We start from the raw sequence: 16,110 nt of genomic DNA, 5'->3' as shown, positions 1-16,110 counted from the left end.
CGGCGGTCAATCTGGCTTGCGGCAGGTCAAGCTTGCTGAAGTGATCGCGGGCCTATTTGCCTAGTTGCAGCCCCCAAAAGACGGCGTACCGGGCACATAGCCATCGCTGAGCGTGCGCAAGAAGCACTCCAAATCGGCCAACTCCTGCGCAGTCAGGCGCCGGGCTTGCGCACCAAAAGGTGCGAGTTGATTGACATTGCCATGCAGTGACTGGGGCAAGTCGTCATAGAGCACGGTCTGTCCATCGGCACTGCTGTACCAGCGTGCCGGCTCACGATCGCGTGTGTTGTAGAAGTCCAGCACCTGGGCCAGGCTGCTCATCACGCCGTTATGAAAGAACACTTTGCGCTCGGCGACATTGCGCAGCCCCGGGGTGCGAAAGAAGCCGCACAGCTCGGTGCGCCTGGCCAAGTCCGTGCGACTCGGGCCACACAAACCGAGATCCCGAAAGATCGGATCCTGATTTGCCGACAGCTTGGTATTGCGCGGCACCGCAAGCGCGGCATAGCCGAAGTTGGTGAACAGCGGCGGCTGGCCGCTGCTGCTGGGGTCGGGCGAATGGCAGCTTGCGCAATTGGCGCCTTGTTTGTCGGAGAAAACCGTCAGGCCGCGCCCCTCGGGCAGGCTGAGCTGAGCCTTGCCGGCCAGGACAAAGTCCGCCTTGCTGTCATAGGGATGAAACCGGGTGTCTTCGACTTGCAGCGCTTGCAAAGCTTCGCTGGCCTGCGTGACCAAGGTGCTGTCGTCCGCCGCCGGTGTTGCAAAAGCAGTCAGGAATTGATTGGCGTAGGCGGCGCCGCGCAGCCTACGCGCCAACTCGGCCACCGAGCCGTTGTCCATCTCACGCGGGTTGAACCAGGGCAGGAATGCCTGGGCGGCAAGGCTGTCGACGCGACCATCGGCCATCAGTCCACCGCGCAAATCTTCGGCTTTGGTTGCCGGCGTGCCATTGAAGCCGCCCAGCCGCTCCAGATAGCGCAGCGAGGGCGCGGCGCGCAGGCCGGCTTGATTCGACTGGCTACCGCCTATTTGAACCGCCAGGGCATTCGGCGGTCCATGCGCAAAAGCCGGGTCATGGCAGCTGGCACAGGACAGGCGGCCCGATCCGCTGAGGCTTCTATCCAGGAAAATCTTCTCGCCTAACTGCGCTTTCGCACTCATCGTGGCCGGTCCGGGCGGAGGTGCAGTTGCTGGTGATGCCGTGGCCGACTCCGTCGCACCGCCCGAACCCCCACCACAAGCGGATAGCGCCATAGCAAGCATAATTCCGACATAAAGCGGTATATCAGCGATGGTGCGATGGAGCTGGATGCGCATGAGCGCGGATTGTGCAGCAAGCCTCGGAGTGCTGTCTAGAGCTCAATACAGGCATTGGGCGTGAGGCCCAGATCCTCATGACTGACCACCAGCAAAAGCCTTTTTTCACCTGAATTGGCCGCTTCGCCGAGCACGCCGCGTAAATGCGCCAGCGAGGCCGCATCGAGCGCGTTCAAGGGTTCATCCAAGAGCAGCAGCGGCGTGTGCAAGGCCAGCGCGGCCGCCAAGGCGGCCTTGTGCTGCGTGCCGGTGGAGAGCGTGCGCAGTGGCTGATGGACAAAAGGCTGCAGGCCGAAACCATCGATATGAGTTTGCCAACTGGACCTATCGGCATCTGGGTAGAGCCCGCTCAAGAATGCGAAGCGCTCAGTCGGGCTGAGATGCTCGAATGGCGGCGGCTCGGCGCCGACGAAGCTGACCATGCGGCGGTACTGCAGCGGTTGGCGCAGCAGGTCCACACCGGCAAGACGGGCGCTGCCGTATTGCGGCTGCAGCATGCCGGCCAAAAGCTTGAGCCGGGTTGACTTGCCGCTGCCGTTGGGCCCGCGCAGCCAGACCAGACCGGGCTCAAAGGTCTGGCTCCATAAGTCGACCACGCGCCTGCCGCTATTGCTATAGGCATAACTGAGCGCTTCGGTGTGCAAAAAGGCAGACATGTTCGGCATGGTTGTTCGCGATCGTGATCAAGAGCTCAGCAGCGCTTCGCTGGCCAGCGCAACCCAAAGCGCCCAAGCCAAAAGCCAGCGCCCAGCGCGCGCCTCGGCGCTATCGCCCTGTTTGGCCATCATCGGCAAGGCCGGCGCCAACAGCCCATAGACCATGAACGAAGGTGCGGCCAAGGGTGCGAGCCGCCACGGGCCCAGCAAGAGCATCGCCGCCATGAAGCCCCAAGCCAAGATGCTCGGCGCCAAGGCCAGCAGCAAAAGTCGGCGCGGCCAAAAGCCGGCGGCAAGCGGCAAGGCCTGAGCCGCGGCTATCAGCGGCGCATAGCAGCGCGAGGCCTGGGCATGCAGGCGCGCGCTCAGCCCCATGACCAGCAAGGTGTGGACCGCCAGCACCCACGAAGCCTGCGCCGGCCAGATCAGCGCAGCCATGAGATTTGCGCCGAGCAGCAAGCAGGATAGGGCCCATAAATGCAAAACCGGCCGGGCCGGGCCGCGCCACAGGGGCAAGCCCAGTAGCGCCCAGTGCACGCCAAACAGGCGATATAAACCAGAAGCAGGGCTGCGGCCAGCGCCGCTTGTGCTCTGAGGCCTTGCTGCCGAATGCGCTACACCCTGCGGCAGGCGTCTGCCCTGCATCAGCAGCACCGCCGCGCCTGCGGCCAGCGCCAGCGACAGGCCAAAATACATCAGCGCTCTTGACCACAAACCCCTCATCCAAGCGGGGTCGGCATGCTGCCAGGCGGCCATTGAGATCAGGTTGAGCAGGGCCAGCGGCAGCAAGGCCAGGCCGATCACGGCCAGATCGGCGCGCAGCAATTCGATCCGCCGCAAGGGCAACGCGCGCTCGGCATCCAACCAATGGGCAGGGAGCAGTTGCTCGCGCAAGCCCCAGCACAGCAACAGGCCCGGCAGCGCGTGCAGCACCACGGCCCCCAGCGCCAGCGGCCAAGGCTGTTCGCTGGCCCAGAACAGCGGCAGCGCGGGCCAGCCGATCAGCGTCGCAAAGAACTGCCCCAACACGGCCGCCACCACGGCAATGAAGGCGGCCCAGCGGCGCAACAAGGCCTTCAGCTCGGCGGCACTCCAACGCAGCCGCATTTGCAGCAGACTGCAAGAAGCTGGCCGGACGACTATTTCAGGCGCTGCACCCAATAGATCAAGACCTCTTGGCGGGGCCGCAGGTCGGCATCGCTGTAAACATAGACGGGCACTGCATTGATCGCCTCCACGGTGGCCATGCCTGAAATCACACGGCCGAACACCGCATAACCTGGTTTTGCTGCGGACTGGTAGTCCAGATCCTTATTGTCCTTCACGTTGATGAAGAACTGGTTGGTGGCGCTGTTCGGATCGCTGCGCCGGGCCATCGCAATGGTGCCGGGCAGGTTGTATTCACGCGCTTCGAGCGGGATCGGCGCATAGGCGGGCGGCCGCTCGAGCATGCCGCTGGTGTAGCCGCCGCCCTGAATTACGAAGTCGCGGTCGACGCGGTGGAACAAGGTGTTCTTGTAGGCACCGTCAGCCACATAGCGCAGGAAGTTGTTGACCGTATTGGGGACGGTATCCGAATACAGCTCGAAGACGATCTCGCCGCTGCTGGTCAACATGCAGACGGTCGGCAAGCTGCTGAGCGCGGACTTGATCAAGCCCTCGTTGCTGCAGCTATAGGTATTCGGATAGGGGTATGGGTTGGGTGTGGGAACGGGCAGCGGCGGCGGCCGGTAGGCATCGTCGGGGCTGCCACCACCACAGGCCGTTAGGAATATCAGCGCCGCGGCCGCGGCCGCGCGCAAGAAGAATGAGTGCATTGAAACAGCTCCGGGACCCAAGGAGTATTCAACGGCTAAGGGCTCGGTCGCGCCGACATAGGGAACAGCACTGAGGCTGTCGCTTACCAACTGTTACAAGCCTATGCACGGCCTCGGCCTGGACTTGGCTCCCCAATCTCTCGCCACACAAGATGCACTAGACTGCGCTCGCAATTTGCAATCCTTGTCACTTTTCGAAGACCAGCATGTTCAAAAAGATCCTTTCCGTCTCCACCATCGTTGTGGCCATTACAGCCAGCTTGGGCCTGAGCGCTTGTGGCGGCGGTGGCTCAGATTCGAGCACGCCGGCCGTTGACACCTCCGGATCGGCCGCCATCACCGCCTTGCAGGTCGCCGACAGCGTGGTCGGTACGGGCACCCTCGCTGTGGCCGGCAACGATGTCACCGTAAACTACACGGGTTGGTTGTACGACGTCAAAGCCACCGGCACGCGCGGCGCCCAATTCGATAGCTCGGTCGGCAAGACACCATACACCTTCAAACTCGGCGCCAGTGTCGTGATTAAGGGCTGGGACCAGGGCGTGGCCGGCATGAAGGTGGGCGGCAAGCGCACCTTGACCATTCCGGCGAGCCTGGGCTACGGTGCCAATGGCGTTGCAGGCGCTATTCCGCCAAATGCGGCTTTGGTATTTGACGTCGAATTGCTGAGCGTCAAGTAACTCGCCAATTTAGCAGCTGACTCAGGCCTCGAGGTTATCGATCAACCTCGTCGCCCCCAGCTTGGCCGCCGCCAGCGCCACCAGGGGCTGGCCCTCAAGCGGCGCGCCCAGATCATGCTGACGGCGCAGGGCCACGTAGTCGGGCTGCCAGCCATGGGCGCGCAGCTGCTGGATCGCCTCGGCCTCCAGCTTGGCGACATCACGTTCACCGGCTTGCCAGCGGGCAATCAAGGCCCGCAAGGTCTGGCTCAGGCGCAGCGCTTCGATGCGCTCGGCCTCGCTCAGATAAGCATTGCGTGACGACAGCGCCAGGCCCTCGGCGCTGCGCTGGGTCTCGCCGGCAATGATCTCGATCGGCAAAGCCAGCTGCGCGACCATGCGGCGCAAAACCATCAGCTGCTGATAGTCCTTCTTGCCGAACAAGGCGATGCTGGGCTGGACGATATTGAACAACTTGGCCACCACGGTGCACACACCGATGAAGAAGCCGGGGCGGAAATGCCCCTCCAGGATGTCCGACAGCTCGGACGGCGGATGGATCTTGTAGCCCTGCGTCTCGGGATACAACTCACCCTCGGCCGGCGCAAAAACGACGTCGCAGCCAGCACCGGCGAGCAAAGCAGCGTCGCGCTCCAGCGTGCGAGGGTAGCGGTCAAAGTCCTCGTGCGGCGCGAACTGCAGGCGGTTGACGAAGATGCTGGCGACCACCAGGCCGCCCGCACCGACGGCCGCACGGCCCTGGCGCACCAGCGCCAGATGGCCGTCGTGCAAGCTGCCCATGGTGGGAACGAAGGCGCGGCTGCTATGGCCGGCCAAGGCCAAACGCAACTCGGAAATGGTGTGGATGATTTGCATAGCGGCCAACTTGCTCAATAGCCGTGCAACTCATCTTGCGGGAAGGCCTGCGCCTTGACCTCGCTGACATAGCGCCGCACTGCCTCTTGCACCGAGCCCGCGCCACCTTGCATGAAGTTCTTGACGAAGCGCGGCCGGCGGCCCGGCGTGACGTCCAGCATATCGTGCAGCACCAAGACCTGGCCCGAACAGGCGACGCCGGCGCCAATGCCGATGACCGGGATACCCAGCGTCTGCGTCAACTCGGCCGCCAAGGCGGAAGGCACCATTTCCAGCACTAGCATTTGCGCGCCGGCCTCGACCAGCTCCTGCGCCTGTTGCTTCATCAGCGCGGCCGCCGCTTCTTCGCGGCCTTGCACCTTGTAGCCGCCCAGCATGGTGACGGTCTGCGGCGTCAGGCCCAGATGCGCGCAAACGGGAATGCCGCGTTCGACCAGGAAGCGCACCACCGGCGCGGTCCAGCCGCCGCCTTCGAGCTTGACCATGTGCGCGCCGGCTTTGAACAGGGCGGCCGCGCTCTTCCAGGCTTCTTGTGGCGAAGTTTGATAGCTGTCGAACGGCAGATCGCCAATGATCCAGGCGCTCTTGCGGCCACGCGCCACGCAGCGGGTGTGATAAACCATCTCGTCCAGGCTGACCGGCACGGTGCTGGTCTGGCCCTGCAAGACATTGCCGAGCGAATCACCGACCAGCATCACATCGACGCCGGCATCGTCCAGCAAGCTGGCAAAAGCGGCGTCATAGCAGGTCAGCATGGCGATCTTGTCGCCGCTGGCATGCATGTCCAGCAGGCGCTGCAGGCTCATCGGTTTGCGCTCGGTCATGGTGGCGGCTCCTTCGTCAATACGGAATCAGGGGGTCGAATCCAAGACCCGCCCCCAGGTTGGGCCGCAGTGTAGCCGGCCGACCCAGGGTTTGCGCTAGGGCGGGTCATCCAAAGCCAAGCACAATGCAAGGATTGCAGGCTCCCAGACTGTCGCTTCGCGCCTACCCCCGAGGGGGTGTGAACAAACTTGGGGCTGAGTCTGGACACAGACAGTCCCTGCGGACTGTCTGTCGCCTGCCGAAGGCCATTGGCCTGCGGCCCATGGCGGCCCGGCGTTTTGTTTCTGGAGGAAAGCCCGCATGACCTTGACCGAGTTGCGCTACATCGTTGCAGTTGCCCGCGAACGCCACTTCGGCCGCGCTGCCGAGGCCTGTCATGTCTCACAGCCAACGCTCAGCGTGGCGATCAAGAAACTTGAGGAAGAGCTGGATGTACGCATCTTCGAGCGCGGCGCCAACGAAATCAGCGTCACGCCGCTGGGCGACGAGATCGTCCGGCAGGCCCAGTCGGTGATCGAACAGGCCAGCGCCATCAAGGAAATAGCCAAACGCGGCAAGGACCCGCTGGCCGGCACCTTGCGGCTCGGGCTGATCTACACCATCGCGCCCTATCTGCTGCCGGCGCTGGTGAAATGTGTGATCGAGCGCTACCCGCAGATGCCGCTGATGCTGCAGGAGAACTTCACCTCCAAGCTGCTGGAGATGCTGCGCACCGGCGAACTCGATTGCGCGGTGCTGGCCGAACCCTTCCCGGACGCCGGACTGGCCGTGGCGCCGCTGTATGACGAGGACTTCATGATCGCCGTGCCGGCCGCTCACCCCTTGGCCGAGCGCAGCGAAATCAGCGCCGAGGAACTCAAGCTGGAAACCATGTTGCTGCTCGGCGCCGGGCATTGCTTTCGCGACCATGTGCTGGAGGTCTGCCCGGAGTACGCACGCTTCTCCAGCGACGCCGAAGGCATACGCAAGAGCTTCGAGGGCTCATCGCTGGAGACCATCAAACATATGGTCGCCTCGGGCATGGGCGTGACCGTGGTGCCGAGCTTGAGCGTGCCCAAGGAAGCGCAGCCCCATCTGCGCTACATCCGCTTTGCCGCGCCGGTGCCGACGCGCCGCGTAGTATTGGCCTGGCGCAAGACCTTCACGCGTTACGAGGCGATTGCCGCGCTGCGCAATGCGGTCTATGGCTGCGAATTGGCCGGCGTGAAGCGACTGTCATGAGCGACACGCCAGCGCTGTACGAGCTCAATAGCACGGTCGAGGCGCTGGCGACTGCCATCCCGGCACTGCCCAAGCCTGAGCAAGCGTGCCAGCAGGCCAATTTGGCCTGGCACCAGCGCGAGCGCAACTCGGCCTGGGCGCTGCAATTGGCCGAGCTGGCCGAACAAGGCCTGCAGAACTTGCCTGAAGACCAAGCTTTGCGCACGGCTCTGCGCTTACAGCTGACGCGCATAGACGTGCGCCGGCTGCGCAACGAGCCCGCCGCGGATCAAGCGCTGGCCTTGAGCATTCGCCAAGCAGCCGAGCTCGCCGCAGACTGGACCATTTGCGCCGATACCTGCTGGGTTTTGTCGCAATTGGCCAGCGGCAATGGCGATATGCCGGGCTGCTGTGCTTGGCTTGAGCAAGGTGTTGAGGACGCTGGGCGCGCACAAGACAAGACCCGCTGTTGGACTTTGGAGTGCTTCCTGGCTCGCTACACCGGCTTGCTGGACCGCCAAGGCGCCGAGCAGCGCTGGGGCGACAGCTTTGGCAAGTGCGACCCTGACTTGCCCGCTCCGGCACGTGCCATCAGCCAGCTTTACCAGGCCTACCGTGCCTTGCGGGCCGGACGTTTGAGCGAGGCCGCACAAGGTTTCTCCACTTGCATCGAGGCATTGCTGCAGTCCGGCTATATCCGCGAGGCCATTGCGGCCCAGGCCAATCTGGGCGCAACCTTCAATGATTTGAACGATCCGGATGCGGCCCTGAAATGGATGGAAATCGGCCTTGATCTGGCGCGCGCCCATGGCTGGCCGAGCAGCATCGCGGTCTGCCAAATGCAGCTGGGCGAAACCTTGCGCCTGGTTGGCCGCCTGGATTTGGCCGAGGAGCAGCTGAGCGCTGCTCGCAACTGCTTCTCAACTTGGCCGAGCTCGCGCAACTATGCGGTGAGCTTGGGCTATCTGGGCTGGCTGGCACTCGACCGAGGGCAGCCCCAAGAGGCGAGCGCGCTTTTCACCGAACTGCAGGCCTTGGCCGGTGTGAGCGATTTGCAATTGACGGCCCAGCGCGGCCAATCGCAAGCGCTATTGCAACTCGGTCAGTTGGCCGAGGCCGAACAATTCGCCCAGCTCGCTTTGCAACATGCCTGCCTGCACGCGGCGGGTGAACATGAAATTGAACTCCGCATTCTGCTGGCCCGGATCGCGCAGCACCGGGGCGCCGACACAGCGGGCACCAGCCTGCATCAATTGGAGTTGGCCCATCAGCGGGTCCAGTCGATCGCTGTCTACAAGGGCAGAACCGAGTTGCTCAATGCCTTGGCGCAGGCCTACGCCGACGCGGGCCGGTACCGCGAGGCCTTCGAGACCAGCCAGCTCGCAGCCAACGCGCGCGCCCAGTCGCTCAGCCGCGAATCAGCCAACCGCCTTGAATCCATCCAGTTGCGCAATCTAAGCGAAAGCGCGCGCGCACAAGCCGAGCATCTGCAGCAACTCGCCGAAGCCGAGCGCCAAAAAGCGGCGCTGATGCAGCGCAATAACGCCACGCTGGAAAAGCTCGGCCTGATCGGCCAGCAACTGACGCGCCATCTCGACATGGCCTCGGTGTTTGCCGCTTTGAGTCGGCACATCCCGGCGCTGCTGGACGCGCGCGCCTTCGAGGTCTATTTGCTCGATGAAGATGGCCAGGGTCTGCAATCGATGTTTGGCCTGGAAGACGGCGAGCCGATTCCGGCCAGCCATATTGCACTCGACGCGCCCAGCTCCAATGCGGCGCGTTGCGCGCGCGAACGCACCGAGCTGTCGATACAGCTGGCACCCGACGGCAGCGACCCCAGCCAAGTGCCCGGCACCATGCGCACACTCAGCGCCTTGTTTGCGCCGCTGCTGATCGGCGAGCGCCTGCTCGGCGTGGTGACGGTGCAGTCGCCGCAGGCCGATGCTTACGGCGAACATGAGCGCATGGTATTCAGAACCCTCAACGCCTACGCAGCCATCGCGCTCGACAACGCGCGCGCCTACCGGCATTTGCAGCTGGCGCAAAGCCAGTTGCTGGCGCAGGAGAAGCTGGCGGCTTTAGGCGCGCTGGTGGCCGGCATCGCGCATGAGCTGAACACACCACTGGGCAATAGCCTCTTGATGGCCAGCACGCTGGAGCAAAGAACTGTTGAGGTGGAGCGGGCCGCCGTCAGCAAAGTGCTGCGGCGCAGCGAACTGGAAAGCTACTTCAGCGAAGCCAAGGCAATGACGCGGCTGATCACGTTGGGCCTGGAGAATGCCGCCAGATTGATAGGCAGCTTCAAGCAAGTGGCGGTGGACCGCACCGCCGAACAGCGCCGACCTTTTGACCTGGCCCTGCTGTGCGAACAGGTGGCCGCGACCATGCAGGCCGGCATGCGCAAGCGCGGCCACCGCCTGGTGCTGGACATTCCGGCCGACATCCTGCTCGACAGCTTCCCCGGCCCCTTCGGGCAGATTTTGAGCAATCTGATCGAAAACGCGATGGTGCATGGCTTCGGCGAGCGCCGCGAAGGCGAGATGCGCTTGAGCGCCAAGTTGCTGCTGGGCGAGCGGGTCGAGCTGCGTTTCCAGGACGACGGCAGCGGCATCAATGCCGCGCATGCCGCTCGCATTTTCGAGCCCTTCTTCACCACCAAGTTCGGCCAGGGCGGCAGCGGCCTGGGCCTGTCGGTCAGTCACAACATTGCCAGCAGCCTGCTCGGCGGCAGCCTGACATTGGACGGCAAGGTCAGCACCGGCACTTGTTTTGTGCTGACTCTGCCGCTGCGCGCACCGCAGGTCGAGGCCGAACAGGCGCAAGAATCGGGTGGGCAGGTCTAGCGCTTGTTTTGACAATACAGGCACTCAGCAAACTTGGACCTCGCCTCATGTCATGTTTTCAGTTCCAAATAGAAGGTCTGCCGGCCGCCGAATTTACAGCCCTGTTCGGCCTGAACGAGGCCGTGCTGCATAGCCGCCACATCCAGCGCCGCATCGTTGCCGAGGCACACGACGCGCCCTGCCGGGTCAGCCTGCTGGACGCCGAACCCGGCGAGGAAGTGCTGCTGCTGCCCTTTGCCCACCACGCCCTCGCCACGCCTTACCGCAGCAGCGGGCCGATTTTTGTGCGCCGCGCGGCCAGCACGGCGCAGCTGCAGCCGGGCGAAGTACCGGACTCGCTGCGGCGCCGACTGCTGGCCCTGCGTGCCTATGACGCGGCCGGCTGGATGCTGGCTTGCGAGGTCGTGCAAGGCGATCAATTGGAACCCTTGCTGGAGCGGCTGCTGATTTTGGAGGGCAGTGCCTTCGTCAACCTCCACTACGCTCGCGCCGGCTGTTATGCGGCCCGCGCCAGCTTGGCCCAAATTTGAGGGCCCCGCCATGGAAGATCCGAACATCAGCTACCAACGCATTCGCGCCGCCATCGAGCGCCTCGCGCTGGCCGACCAGCCCTTGCCCTTGCAGACCCTGGCCGATGAAGCGGGCTTGAGCCAGTTCCACTTTCAGCGCAGCTTTGTCAGCATGGCGGGCGTCACGCCCAAAGAGTTCGCCCAGGCCTTGGCGCTTGAGCGCGCCAAGCAAAGCCTGAGCCAAACGGCCTCGGTGATGGAGGCGGCTTGGGGCGCAGGCCTGTCTGGCCCGTCGCGGTTGCATGATTTGTTCATCGGCGCTGACGGCATGACGCCGGGCGAGTTCAAGGCCGGAGGCGCCGGCCTCACCTTGCGCTGGGCGCTGGCCGAGACCTTGCTGGGCCGGGTCTGGCTGGCGGCCAGCGAGCGCGGGGTCGTGTCGCTGGTGTTCAGTCGCGGTGCCAGCCCCGAGCAATTGATCGCTGAAGCGGCTGTCAAGCTGCCGCTGGCGCAATGGACGGAGGATGATGCCTCGCTGGCACCCATCATCGCCGAGCTGCAGCGCCGCATGCAAGGCCTGGGGCCGAGCCGCCCGATTGGCCTGGCCTTGTCAGGCACGCCGCTGCGCCTGAAAGTCTGGCAAGCCTTGATGGCCGTGCCCGAGGGTCAGGTCCTGTCCTATGGGCAGTTGGCGCAACTGGTCGGCGCGCCTAAGGCGGTGCGCGCGGTGGCGAGTTGCGTGGCGGCGAATCCGATTGCCTACCTGATCCCCTGCCACCGGGTGATACGCGCAAATGCGGCGTTTGGCGAGTACCGCTGGGGGCCGCAAACCAAGCGGGCCTTGCTGGGCTTGGAGTTGGCGCGCGCCGGCTAGCGCCAGGACCAGCTGCTGGTGCAGGCCTGAGGACATACCCAGGCCCGCCGAGACGGGACCTCATGTACCGTTTTGGCACAGTCTTCCGGCTCGGCAAGACTCTATGGCCCCGTCAAATTGTGCGTCAGCTGGATTGCCATCACATAACGCCTTAAACTGATGGCTGTTCACGCGAGTCAATGGCGCGCGAGCCGACAAGCAAGCGCTGCCCAGCCAACAGCTTGCTCACCTCCGATCCCTCTTTCTGCCATCACTATGGTCTTGCTTCGCATCGTCTTCCGGGCCTTACTGTTGCTGATCTTTATAGGCCTGATCTGGCACTACAGATTGGCTCTGCAAGAGTTGCTGACGAGCACTGCGGCGAAGGCAAAACCTATCGTCTTTGACAATGGAACGGTACGTCAGTACGCACCGGCGTTGGGGCCTGCTCAATCGGCCTCTCAAACGACCGGCCAAACGCCTATTCCGCACGGCACACTGCGCCGATGCACAAAGGGCACCGAAGTGAGCTATGCCAACTCAGCTTGTCCGCCCGGGCACCAGGAGAAGGCCTTGTCGTCGGACAAGTTCAACGTTGTTCCTGGCAAATAGTGAAGCTACTCGAAGCCGGCTTGGCAAGCCAAAATAGCTGGCACGGTTGGGGTCATGAAACCGCCTTCTTGGAGCGTTAGCTTGGTGATATGCTGACCGGGGCACCCGTGCCTACAGGTGCGTCCTAAACCACTCTTGGACCGAGCGATGCAGCGTCAAACCCTCCACCCCTCCCGCAAGGCCAGCGCATTGGCCTGCTTGGCCGCCACAGCTGCATTGCTGTCGGGCTGTGCCAATATGGATCAACAGCAGCAAAGCACCGCGCAGGGTGCGGCAATCGGCGCAGTGGCCGGCGCGCTGATAGGCTCGGCCACGGGCGGCAAGGCCGGCACCGGCGCGGCGATTGGCGCGGTGGCCGGAGCGGTCGGCGGCAATTTGTGGTCCAAGCACATGGAAGACAAACGCCGCGCGATGGAGCAAGCCACCGCCGGCACCGGCGTGCAGGTCACGCGCACGCCCGACAACCAGCTCAAGCTGCAAGTGCCCAGCGACATCTCCTTCGCCACCGGCAGTGCGGCCCTGGAGCCCAAGCTGCGGCCCGTGCTCGAAGCATTCGCGACGGGTTTAGAGCGCGACCACACCAGCACCAAGATCCGCGTCGTGGGCCATACCGACAACACCGGCAACGACGCTATCAATGACCCGCTCTCACTGCGCCGCGCCGAAAGCGTGCGCAGCTTCCTGGAGGACCGCGGCATCAAGGGCGAGCGCATCGAGGTGGCCGGACGCGGCGCGCGTGAGCCGCTGGTGCCCAACGATACGGCCGAAGACCGGGCGCGCAACCGCCGGGTTGAGATCTTCTTGCGTGAAGTTCAGGCCAGCAACGGCTACTGAAGCGCGTTCTAGTCTCGCACCGACAGGAGAGCAGATGATTCGAAATTTTCTGACGCGGCCCTTGAGCGGGCTGATTTGCGTGGCTATGGTGGCGGTGCCGCTGCCGGCTCGGGCCGAACAAACCATTCGCTGCGAATCACGCGGCTTCAACTACCGCTATTGCCGGGTTGACACCGATGACCGGGTCGAGCTGTCGCGCCAGCTGTCGAGCATCAGTTGCCGCGAGAACCGCTCCTGGGGTTATGACCGTTATGGCGTCTGGGTGGATCACGGTTGCGCGGCCGAGTTCCGAGTCGGCAAAGACGACAACAATCACCGCAGCCGCGACAAGGCCATTGGCATTGGCGTGGCGGTAGTGGGCTTGGCGGCCTTGGCGGCCATGGCGTCCAGCCGCAATCAGCAAGCCACGCAAGAAGGCAGCGAGGTACAGAACTGGGCGGTCGGCAGCTTCAGCGGCTATGACGAGACCGAGCGCACCCCGGTGCAGCTGACCATCCTGCCCGGCGGGTCGGTGAAGGGCCGCGCCGGCAACAACGAGTTCACCGGCCAGCTCAGCGGCGACCAGTTGCAGGCCGGCCGTCAGCGCTTCAAGATCAGCCGGCAGGGCCAGGGCTTTCTCGCTGTCGACGTCAACAACCCCCAGCACCGCGTCCAGTTCAATCTGGCCGGCGGCGGCTACTGAACCGAGGCCAGCATGCTGAAATATCTTCTACGCAAGACGGCCTTGCTGTGCGTCGGTCTGAGTCTGGCGATTTCTGCTCAGTCTCAAGTGCAGCCTGCGGCGTCGGCACCCGAAGCTTCCGCCTTCTTCGACCCCGCCGGCCTGGTTCCGCACCCTGCGACGGTGGAGCTGGCGCCGCCCGTGCTGCGCCCGCCCACAGTCGACACGCTGGCCACGCTGCGCCTGCGCGGCGTCTTGCGGGTCGGTGTGGTACCGGTGGTGCCCATGGTGATGCGCAATGCCAAGGGCGAGTTCAGCGGCTATAGCGTCGACATCGCCCGGCGCCTGGCCGATGACATGGGTGTGGCGGTCGAGTTTGTGCCCACCACTTGGGCCGACATCATCCCGGACCTGATCGCGCAGCGCTTCGATTTGATTGCGAGCGGTTTGTGGGTCACGACGCCGCGCGCGCTGGTGGTCAATTTCACCCAGCCCACGGCAACCGAGAGCGTGCATATCGTCGCCAGCAAGCGCCACGCCACAAAACTGAACAGCGTCCTTGATGTGAATCAGCCCGGCGTGACGGTCGCCGTCGGCGCGGGCACGCCCGAGGTGGCGCTGGCCAAGCGTTTGTTCCCGCGCGCCAAGCTCTTGCAGGTCGAGGGCGAGCCATTCGGCCCGGTGCTCAAGGGCCAAGCCCAGGTGGCGCTGCTGGCTACCTTGACGCCAGCAGCGATTGCGCGCGCCGTGCCCGAGCTTTACTTGCCTTTCCAACTGCCGGTCGGCAGCACGATGGCCGCCTTGGCGGTGCGCAAGGGCGATCCCGATTTCCTGAGCTTTCTGAACACCTGGATCGCCATCCAACGCCAAGCCGGCTGGCTCGACGAGCGACTGCTGCACTGGAGCCTCGCGCCTGAGCCGACACCCTGAGTCTCATTTGATTTCAACCACGGAGTACCGCAATGAAAGCAACACCCCTCGCGCTCGCTGCAGTGGCCTTGGTCGCCCTGATGGCTCAGTCCAGTGCCTTCGCCATCAACGCCAAGTACGCGCAACAACTGGAGCGCTCCGGCTGCACTCAGATCTCTGAAGGCCAAGGCTGCGACATCACCAAGACCAAGGCCGAGAACGCCAAGGCCGGTTTCGTCAACGAAGCTGCTGCACCTGCGCCTCAAGCCAAGTCCACTGCAGCCAACCCCTACGCCGGCCAATGGGTCGCCAAATCTGACTCGGGCGCCACCGTCGCCACCATACGCATCGATGCCAAAGAGCATGTCTGGGTCAATGGCAAGCAAGTCAAAGCCAAACGCAGTGACGGTGGGCTGATGTTCAAAACCGGCACCATCACCTTCCGGATTCAGGGCGATCGCCGCTTGCAGGGCGAGGACAGCTGGAACGACTCGGATGCAGGCACCAAGGGTCAGATCGTCAGCGAGTAGATTGCGATCAAATCAAGCCCGCGATGGCAAATCAGGAGAACCCCGTGAGTTTTAAAATGCGCACCCGTGGCCTGCTTCAGGCACTACTTTTGACCGCCGTTGCATGCGTCGGTGTTGCCAGTCCTAAAGTGGCCCTGGCTTACGAGGACGGTTGGCGCACTTGCGCCGAAGAGAATGAGACCTGCCGCGTCTCCGGCCGAGCCATGGTGCGCTACGGCGCCGATGGCCGCTGGACCAGCCGCTCGGTCTCCAACAATGTGGATTGCAATAACGACACCTTCGGCGACCCAGCACCCGGCGTGCCCAAGCGCTGCCAAATCCGCACCAGCGGCAACGACGGCAGCGGCAACTACCCGGGCACAGCCTTGGGCTGGAGCTTTTGCGCCGCCGAGGGTGAATTCTGCCAATTCAAAGGCTCGGCCGAGGTGCGCTTCGGGCAGGGCAATAGGTTCGTCAGCCGCACGGCCTACGGCGGCGTGCGCTGCGATGTCTCGGACTTCGGTGATCCGGTGCGCGGCGTGACCAAGTTCTGCGAGATTCGCCGCTCGGGCAACCAAGGCTATGAGAACAGCAACCAGGGCTCCTGGGCGGGCTGGGGTGCCGGCTCATCCGCCAATGCTTGGCGCTACTGCGCGGCCGAAAACGACACCTGTCGCATCAAGGGCAGCGGCCTGGTGCGCTTCGGTGATGGCCACAACTGGAAGACTCGCACGATGAAGGGCGACGTGTCCTGCAATGTGCGGACCTTTGGTGACCCCGCAGACGGCGTGCTGAAGCATTGCGAGGTGCAGGTCGGCCATTACAACGACGGCGGCGACTCGGCCAACTGGGTCCGCTGCGCGGCTGAAGACGAGAACTGTGACTTCCGCGGTTTCGCGCAGGTGCGCTACGGCGCCTCGGGTCGCTACGTCTACCGCGACGGCACCAATGGTGTACCTTGCCGCAACAACTATTTCGGCAACGACCCCTACCCCGGCAAAGTGAAGAGCTGCGAAATCAAACGCTGAAA

17 protein-coding genes are annotated in these 16,110 nt (G+C 63.9%); 11 read left to right on the top strand and 6 right to left on the bottom strand.

All coding sequences use genetic code 11. The annotated features are described in order from the left end of the window. Nucleotides 1-60 precede the first annotated feature (60 nt). The 4 genes from LNV09_RS01725 to LNV09_RS01710 all read right to left on the bottom strand — a co-directional run bounded on the left by LNV09_RS01725 (nucleotide 61) and on the right by LNV09_RS01710 (nucleotide 3,790). Nucleotides 61-1,161, bottom strand: a complete 1,101-nt coding sequence (locus tag LNV09_RS01725) for a cytochrome-c peroxidase (RefSeq protein ID WP_263555343.1) — start codon at nucleotides 1,159-1,161, stop codon at nucleotides 61-63. A gap of 191 nt (nucleotides 1,162-1,352) precedes the next feature. After that, on the bottom strand, nucleotides 1,353-1,973 hold the full coding sequence (locus LNV09_RS01720) for an ABC transporter ATP-binding protein (protein WP_263555342.1): 621 nt from the start codon (nucleotides 1,971-1,973) through the stop codon (nucleotides 1,353-1,355). A 27-nt stretch (nucleotides 1,974-2,000) separates the two neighbouring features. After that, a complete protein-coding gene (locus LNV09_RS01715) occupies nucleotides 2,001-3,080 on the bottom strand; it encodes a hypothetical protein (RefSeq protein WP_263555341.1) in 1,080 nt (359 codons plus the stop codon). A 32-nt stretch (nucleotides 3,081-3,112) separates the two neighbouring features. Then, on the bottom strand, nucleotides 3,113-3,790 hold the full coding sequence (locus LNV09_RS01710; RefSeq protein WP_263555340.1) for a peptidylprolyl isomerase: 678 nt from the start codon (nucleotides 3,788-3,790) through the stop codon (nucleotides 3,113-3,115). Between the two features lie 206 nt (nucleotides 3,791-3,996). Here LNV09_RS01710 and LNV09_RS01705 point away from each other — a divergent pair, with 206 nt between their 5' ends. Beyond that, a complete protein-coding gene (locus LNV09_RS01705) occupies nucleotides 3,997-4,470 on the top strand; it encodes an FKBP-type peptidyl-prolyl cis-trans isomerase (protein WP_263555339.1) in 474 nt (157 codons plus the stop codon). 21 nt (nucleotides 4,471-4,491) lie between these two features. Here LNV09_RS01705 and panC read toward each other — a convergent pair whose 3' ends face one another. Further along, on the bottom strand, nucleotides 4,492-5,325 hold the full coding sequence (gene panC, locus LNV09_RS01700; RefSeq protein WP_263555338.1) for a pantoate--beta-alanine ligase: 834 nt from the start codon (nucleotides 5,323-5,325) through the stop codon (nucleotides 4,492-4,494). 14 nt (nucleotides 5,326-5,339) lie between these two features. Continuing rightward, nucleotides 5,340-6,149: a 3-methyl-2-oxobutanoate hydroxymethyltransferase gene (gene panB, locus LNV09_RS01695; protein WP_263555337.1), complete on the bottom strand. Its 810-nt coding sequence runs from the start codon at nucleotides 6,147-6,149 to the stop codon at nucleotides 5,340-5,342. A gap of 301 nt (nucleotides 6,150-6,450) precedes the next feature. On the opposite strand from panB, the gene LNV09_RS01690 reads away from it, so the two are divergent. The 10 genes from LNV09_RS01690 to LNV09_RS01645 all read left to right on the top strand — a co-directional run bounded on the left by LNV09_RS01690 (nucleotide 6,451) and on the right by LNV09_RS01645 (nucleotide 16,108). Further along, nucleotides 6,451-7,371 carry a hydrogen peroxide-inducible genes activator gene (locus LNV09_RS01690; RefSeq protein ID WP_263555336.1) on the top strand — a complete coding sequence of 307 codons (921 nt, stop codon included), beginning with the start codon at nucleotides 6,451-6,453 and terminating at the stop codon, nucleotides 7,369-7,371. Further along, complete coding sequence (locus tag LNV09_RS01685; protein ID WP_263555335.1) at nucleotides 7,368-10,193, top strand: ATP-binding protein; 2,826 nt, start codon at nucleotides 7,368-7,370, stop codon at nucleotides 10,191-10,193. The genes LNV09_RS01690 and LNV09_RS01685 overlap by 4 nt, the downstream gene beginning before the upstream one ends. 47 nt (nucleotides 10,194-10,240) lie before the next feature. After that, on the top strand, nucleotides 10,241-10,723 hold the full coding sequence (locus LNV09_RS01680) for a DUF1203 domain-containing protein (RefSeq protein WP_263555334.1): 483 nt from the start codon (nucleotides 10,241-10,243) through the stop codon (nucleotides 10,721-10,723). A 10-nt stretch (nucleotides 10,724-10,733) separates the two neighbouring features. Further along, nucleotides 10,734-11,576 (top strand): methylated-DNA--[protein]-cysteine S-methyltransferase, encoded by an 843-nt coding sequence (locus LNV09_RS01675; RefSeq protein WP_263555333.1) that lies wholly within the window; start codon nucleotides 10,734-10,736, stop codon nucleotides 11,574-11,576. 255 nt (nucleotides 11,577-11,831) lie between these two features. Beyond that, a complete protein-coding gene (locus LNV09_RS01670; RefSeq protein ID WP_263555332.1) occupies nucleotides 11,832-12,167 on the top strand; it encodes a hypothetical protein in 336 nt (111 codons plus the stop codon). 147 nt (nucleotides 12,168-12,314) lie between these two features. Next, on the top strand, nucleotides 12,315-13,001 hold the full coding sequence (locus tag LNV09_RS01665; protein ID WP_263555331.1) for a YiaD family glycine zipper/OmpA-like lipoprotein: 687 nt from the start codon (nucleotides 12,315-12,317) through the stop codon (nucleotides 12,999-13,001). Between the two features lie 34 nt (nucleotides 13,002-13,035). Beyond that, nucleotides 13,036-13,683, top strand: a complete 648-nt coding sequence (locus LNV09_RS01660) for a DUF3011 domain-containing protein (RefSeq protein ID WP_263555330.1) — start codon at nucleotides 13,036-13,038, stop codon at nucleotides 13,681-13,683. Between the two features lie 12 nt (nucleotides 13,684-13,695). Beyond that, entirely contained in the window at nucleotides 13,696-14,592 is an 897-nt protein-coding gene (locus tag LNV09_RS01655; protein ID WP_263555329.1) for a transporter substrate-binding domain-containing protein, read from the top strand. Nucleotides 14,593-14,624: 32 nt separating this feature from the next. Then, entirely contained in the window at nucleotides 14,625-15,101 is a 477-nt protein-coding gene (locus LNV09_RS01650; protein WP_263555328.1) for a hypothetical protein, read from the top strand. A gap of 44 nt (nucleotides 15,102-15,145) precedes the next feature. Beyond that, nucleotides 15,146-16,108: a hypothetical protein gene (locus LNV09_RS01645; protein ID WP_263555327.1), complete on the top strand. Its 963-nt coding sequence runs from the start codon at nucleotides 15,146-15,148 to the stop codon at nucleotides 16,106-16,108. Nucleotides 16,109-16,110: the final 2 nt, after the last annotated feature.

This window comes from Paucibacter sp. B2R-40 (assembly GCF_025717555.1).
GTDB lineage: Bacteria > Pseudomonadota > Gammaproteobacteria > Burkholderiales > Burkholderiaceae_C > Paucibacter_A.
Note: the sequence above shows the minus strand (reverse complement) of the source record. Positions and strands in the feature narration are given on the sequence as shown.

What these genes read in the sequence shown, in the direction of transcription:
- LNV09_RS01725 (WP_263555343.1), bottom strand. Translation starts at nt 1,161, where the DNA reads ATGAGTGCGAAAGCGCAGTTAGGCGAGAAGATTTTCCTGGATAGAAGC.
- LNV09_RS01720 (WP_263555342.1), bottom strand. Translation starts at nt 1,973, where the DNA reads ATGTCTGCCTTTTTGCACACCGAAGCGCTCAGTTATGCCTATAGCAAT.
- LNV09_RS01715 (WP_263555341.1), bottom strand. Translation starts at nt 3,080, where the DNA reads ATGCGGCTGCGTTGGAGTGCCGCCGAGCTGAAGGCCTTGTTGCGCCGC.
- LNV09_RS01710 (WP_263555340.1), bottom strand. Translation starts at nt 3,790, where the DNA reads ATGCACTCATTCTTCTTGCGCGCGGCCGCGGCCGCGGCGCTGATATTC.
- LNV09_RS01705 (WP_263555339.1), top strand. Translation starts at nt 3,997, where the DNA reads ATGTTCAAAAAGATCCTTTCCGTCTCCACCATCGTTGTGGCCATTACA.
- panC (WP_263555338.1), bottom strand. Translation starts at nt 5,325, where the DNA reads ATGCAAATCATCCACACCATTTCCGAGTTGCGTTTGGCCTTGGCCGGC.
- panB (WP_263555337.1), bottom strand. Translation starts at nt 6,149, where the DNA reads ATGACCGAGCGCAAACCGATGAGCCTGCAGCGCCTGCTGGACATGCAT.
- LNV09_RS01690 (WP_263555336.1), top strand. Translation starts at nt 6,451, where the DNA reads ATGACCTTGACCGAGTTGCGCTACATCGTTGCAGTTGCCCGCGAACGC.
- LNV09_RS01685 (WP_263555335.1), top strand. Translation starts at nt 7,368, where the DNA reads ATGAGCGACACGCCAGCGCTGTACGAGCTCAATAGCACGGTCGAGGCG.
- LNV09_RS01680 (WP_263555334.1), top strand. Translation starts at nt 10,241, where the DNA reads ATGTCATGTTTTCAGTTCCAAATAGAAGGTCTGCCGGCCGCCGAATTT.
- LNV09_RS01675 (WP_263555333.1), top strand. Translation starts at nt 10,734, where the DNA reads ATGGAAGATCCGAACATCAGCTACCAACGCATTCGCGCCGCCATCGAG.
- LNV09_RS01670 (WP_263555332.1), top strand. Translation starts at nt 11,832, where the DNA reads ATGGTCTTGCTTCGCATCGTCTTCCGGGCCTTACTGTTGCTGATCTTT.
- LNV09_RS01665 (WP_263555331.1), top strand. Translation starts at nt 12,315, where the DNA reads ATGCAGCGTCAAACCCTCCACCCCTCCCGCAAGGCCAGCGCATTGGCC.
- LNV09_RS01660 (WP_263555330.1), top strand. Translation starts at nt 13,036, where the DNA reads ATGATTCGAAATTTTCTGACGCGGCCCTTGAGCGGGCTGATTTGCGTG.
- LNV09_RS01655 (WP_263555329.1), top strand. Translation starts at nt 13,696, where the DNA reads ATGCTGAAATATCTTCTACGCAAGACGGCCTTGCTGTGCGTCGGTCTG.
- LNV09_RS01650 (WP_263555328.1), top strand. Translation starts at nt 14,625, where the DNA reads ATGAAAGCAACACCCCTCGCGCTCGCTGCAGTGGCCTTGGTCGCCCTG.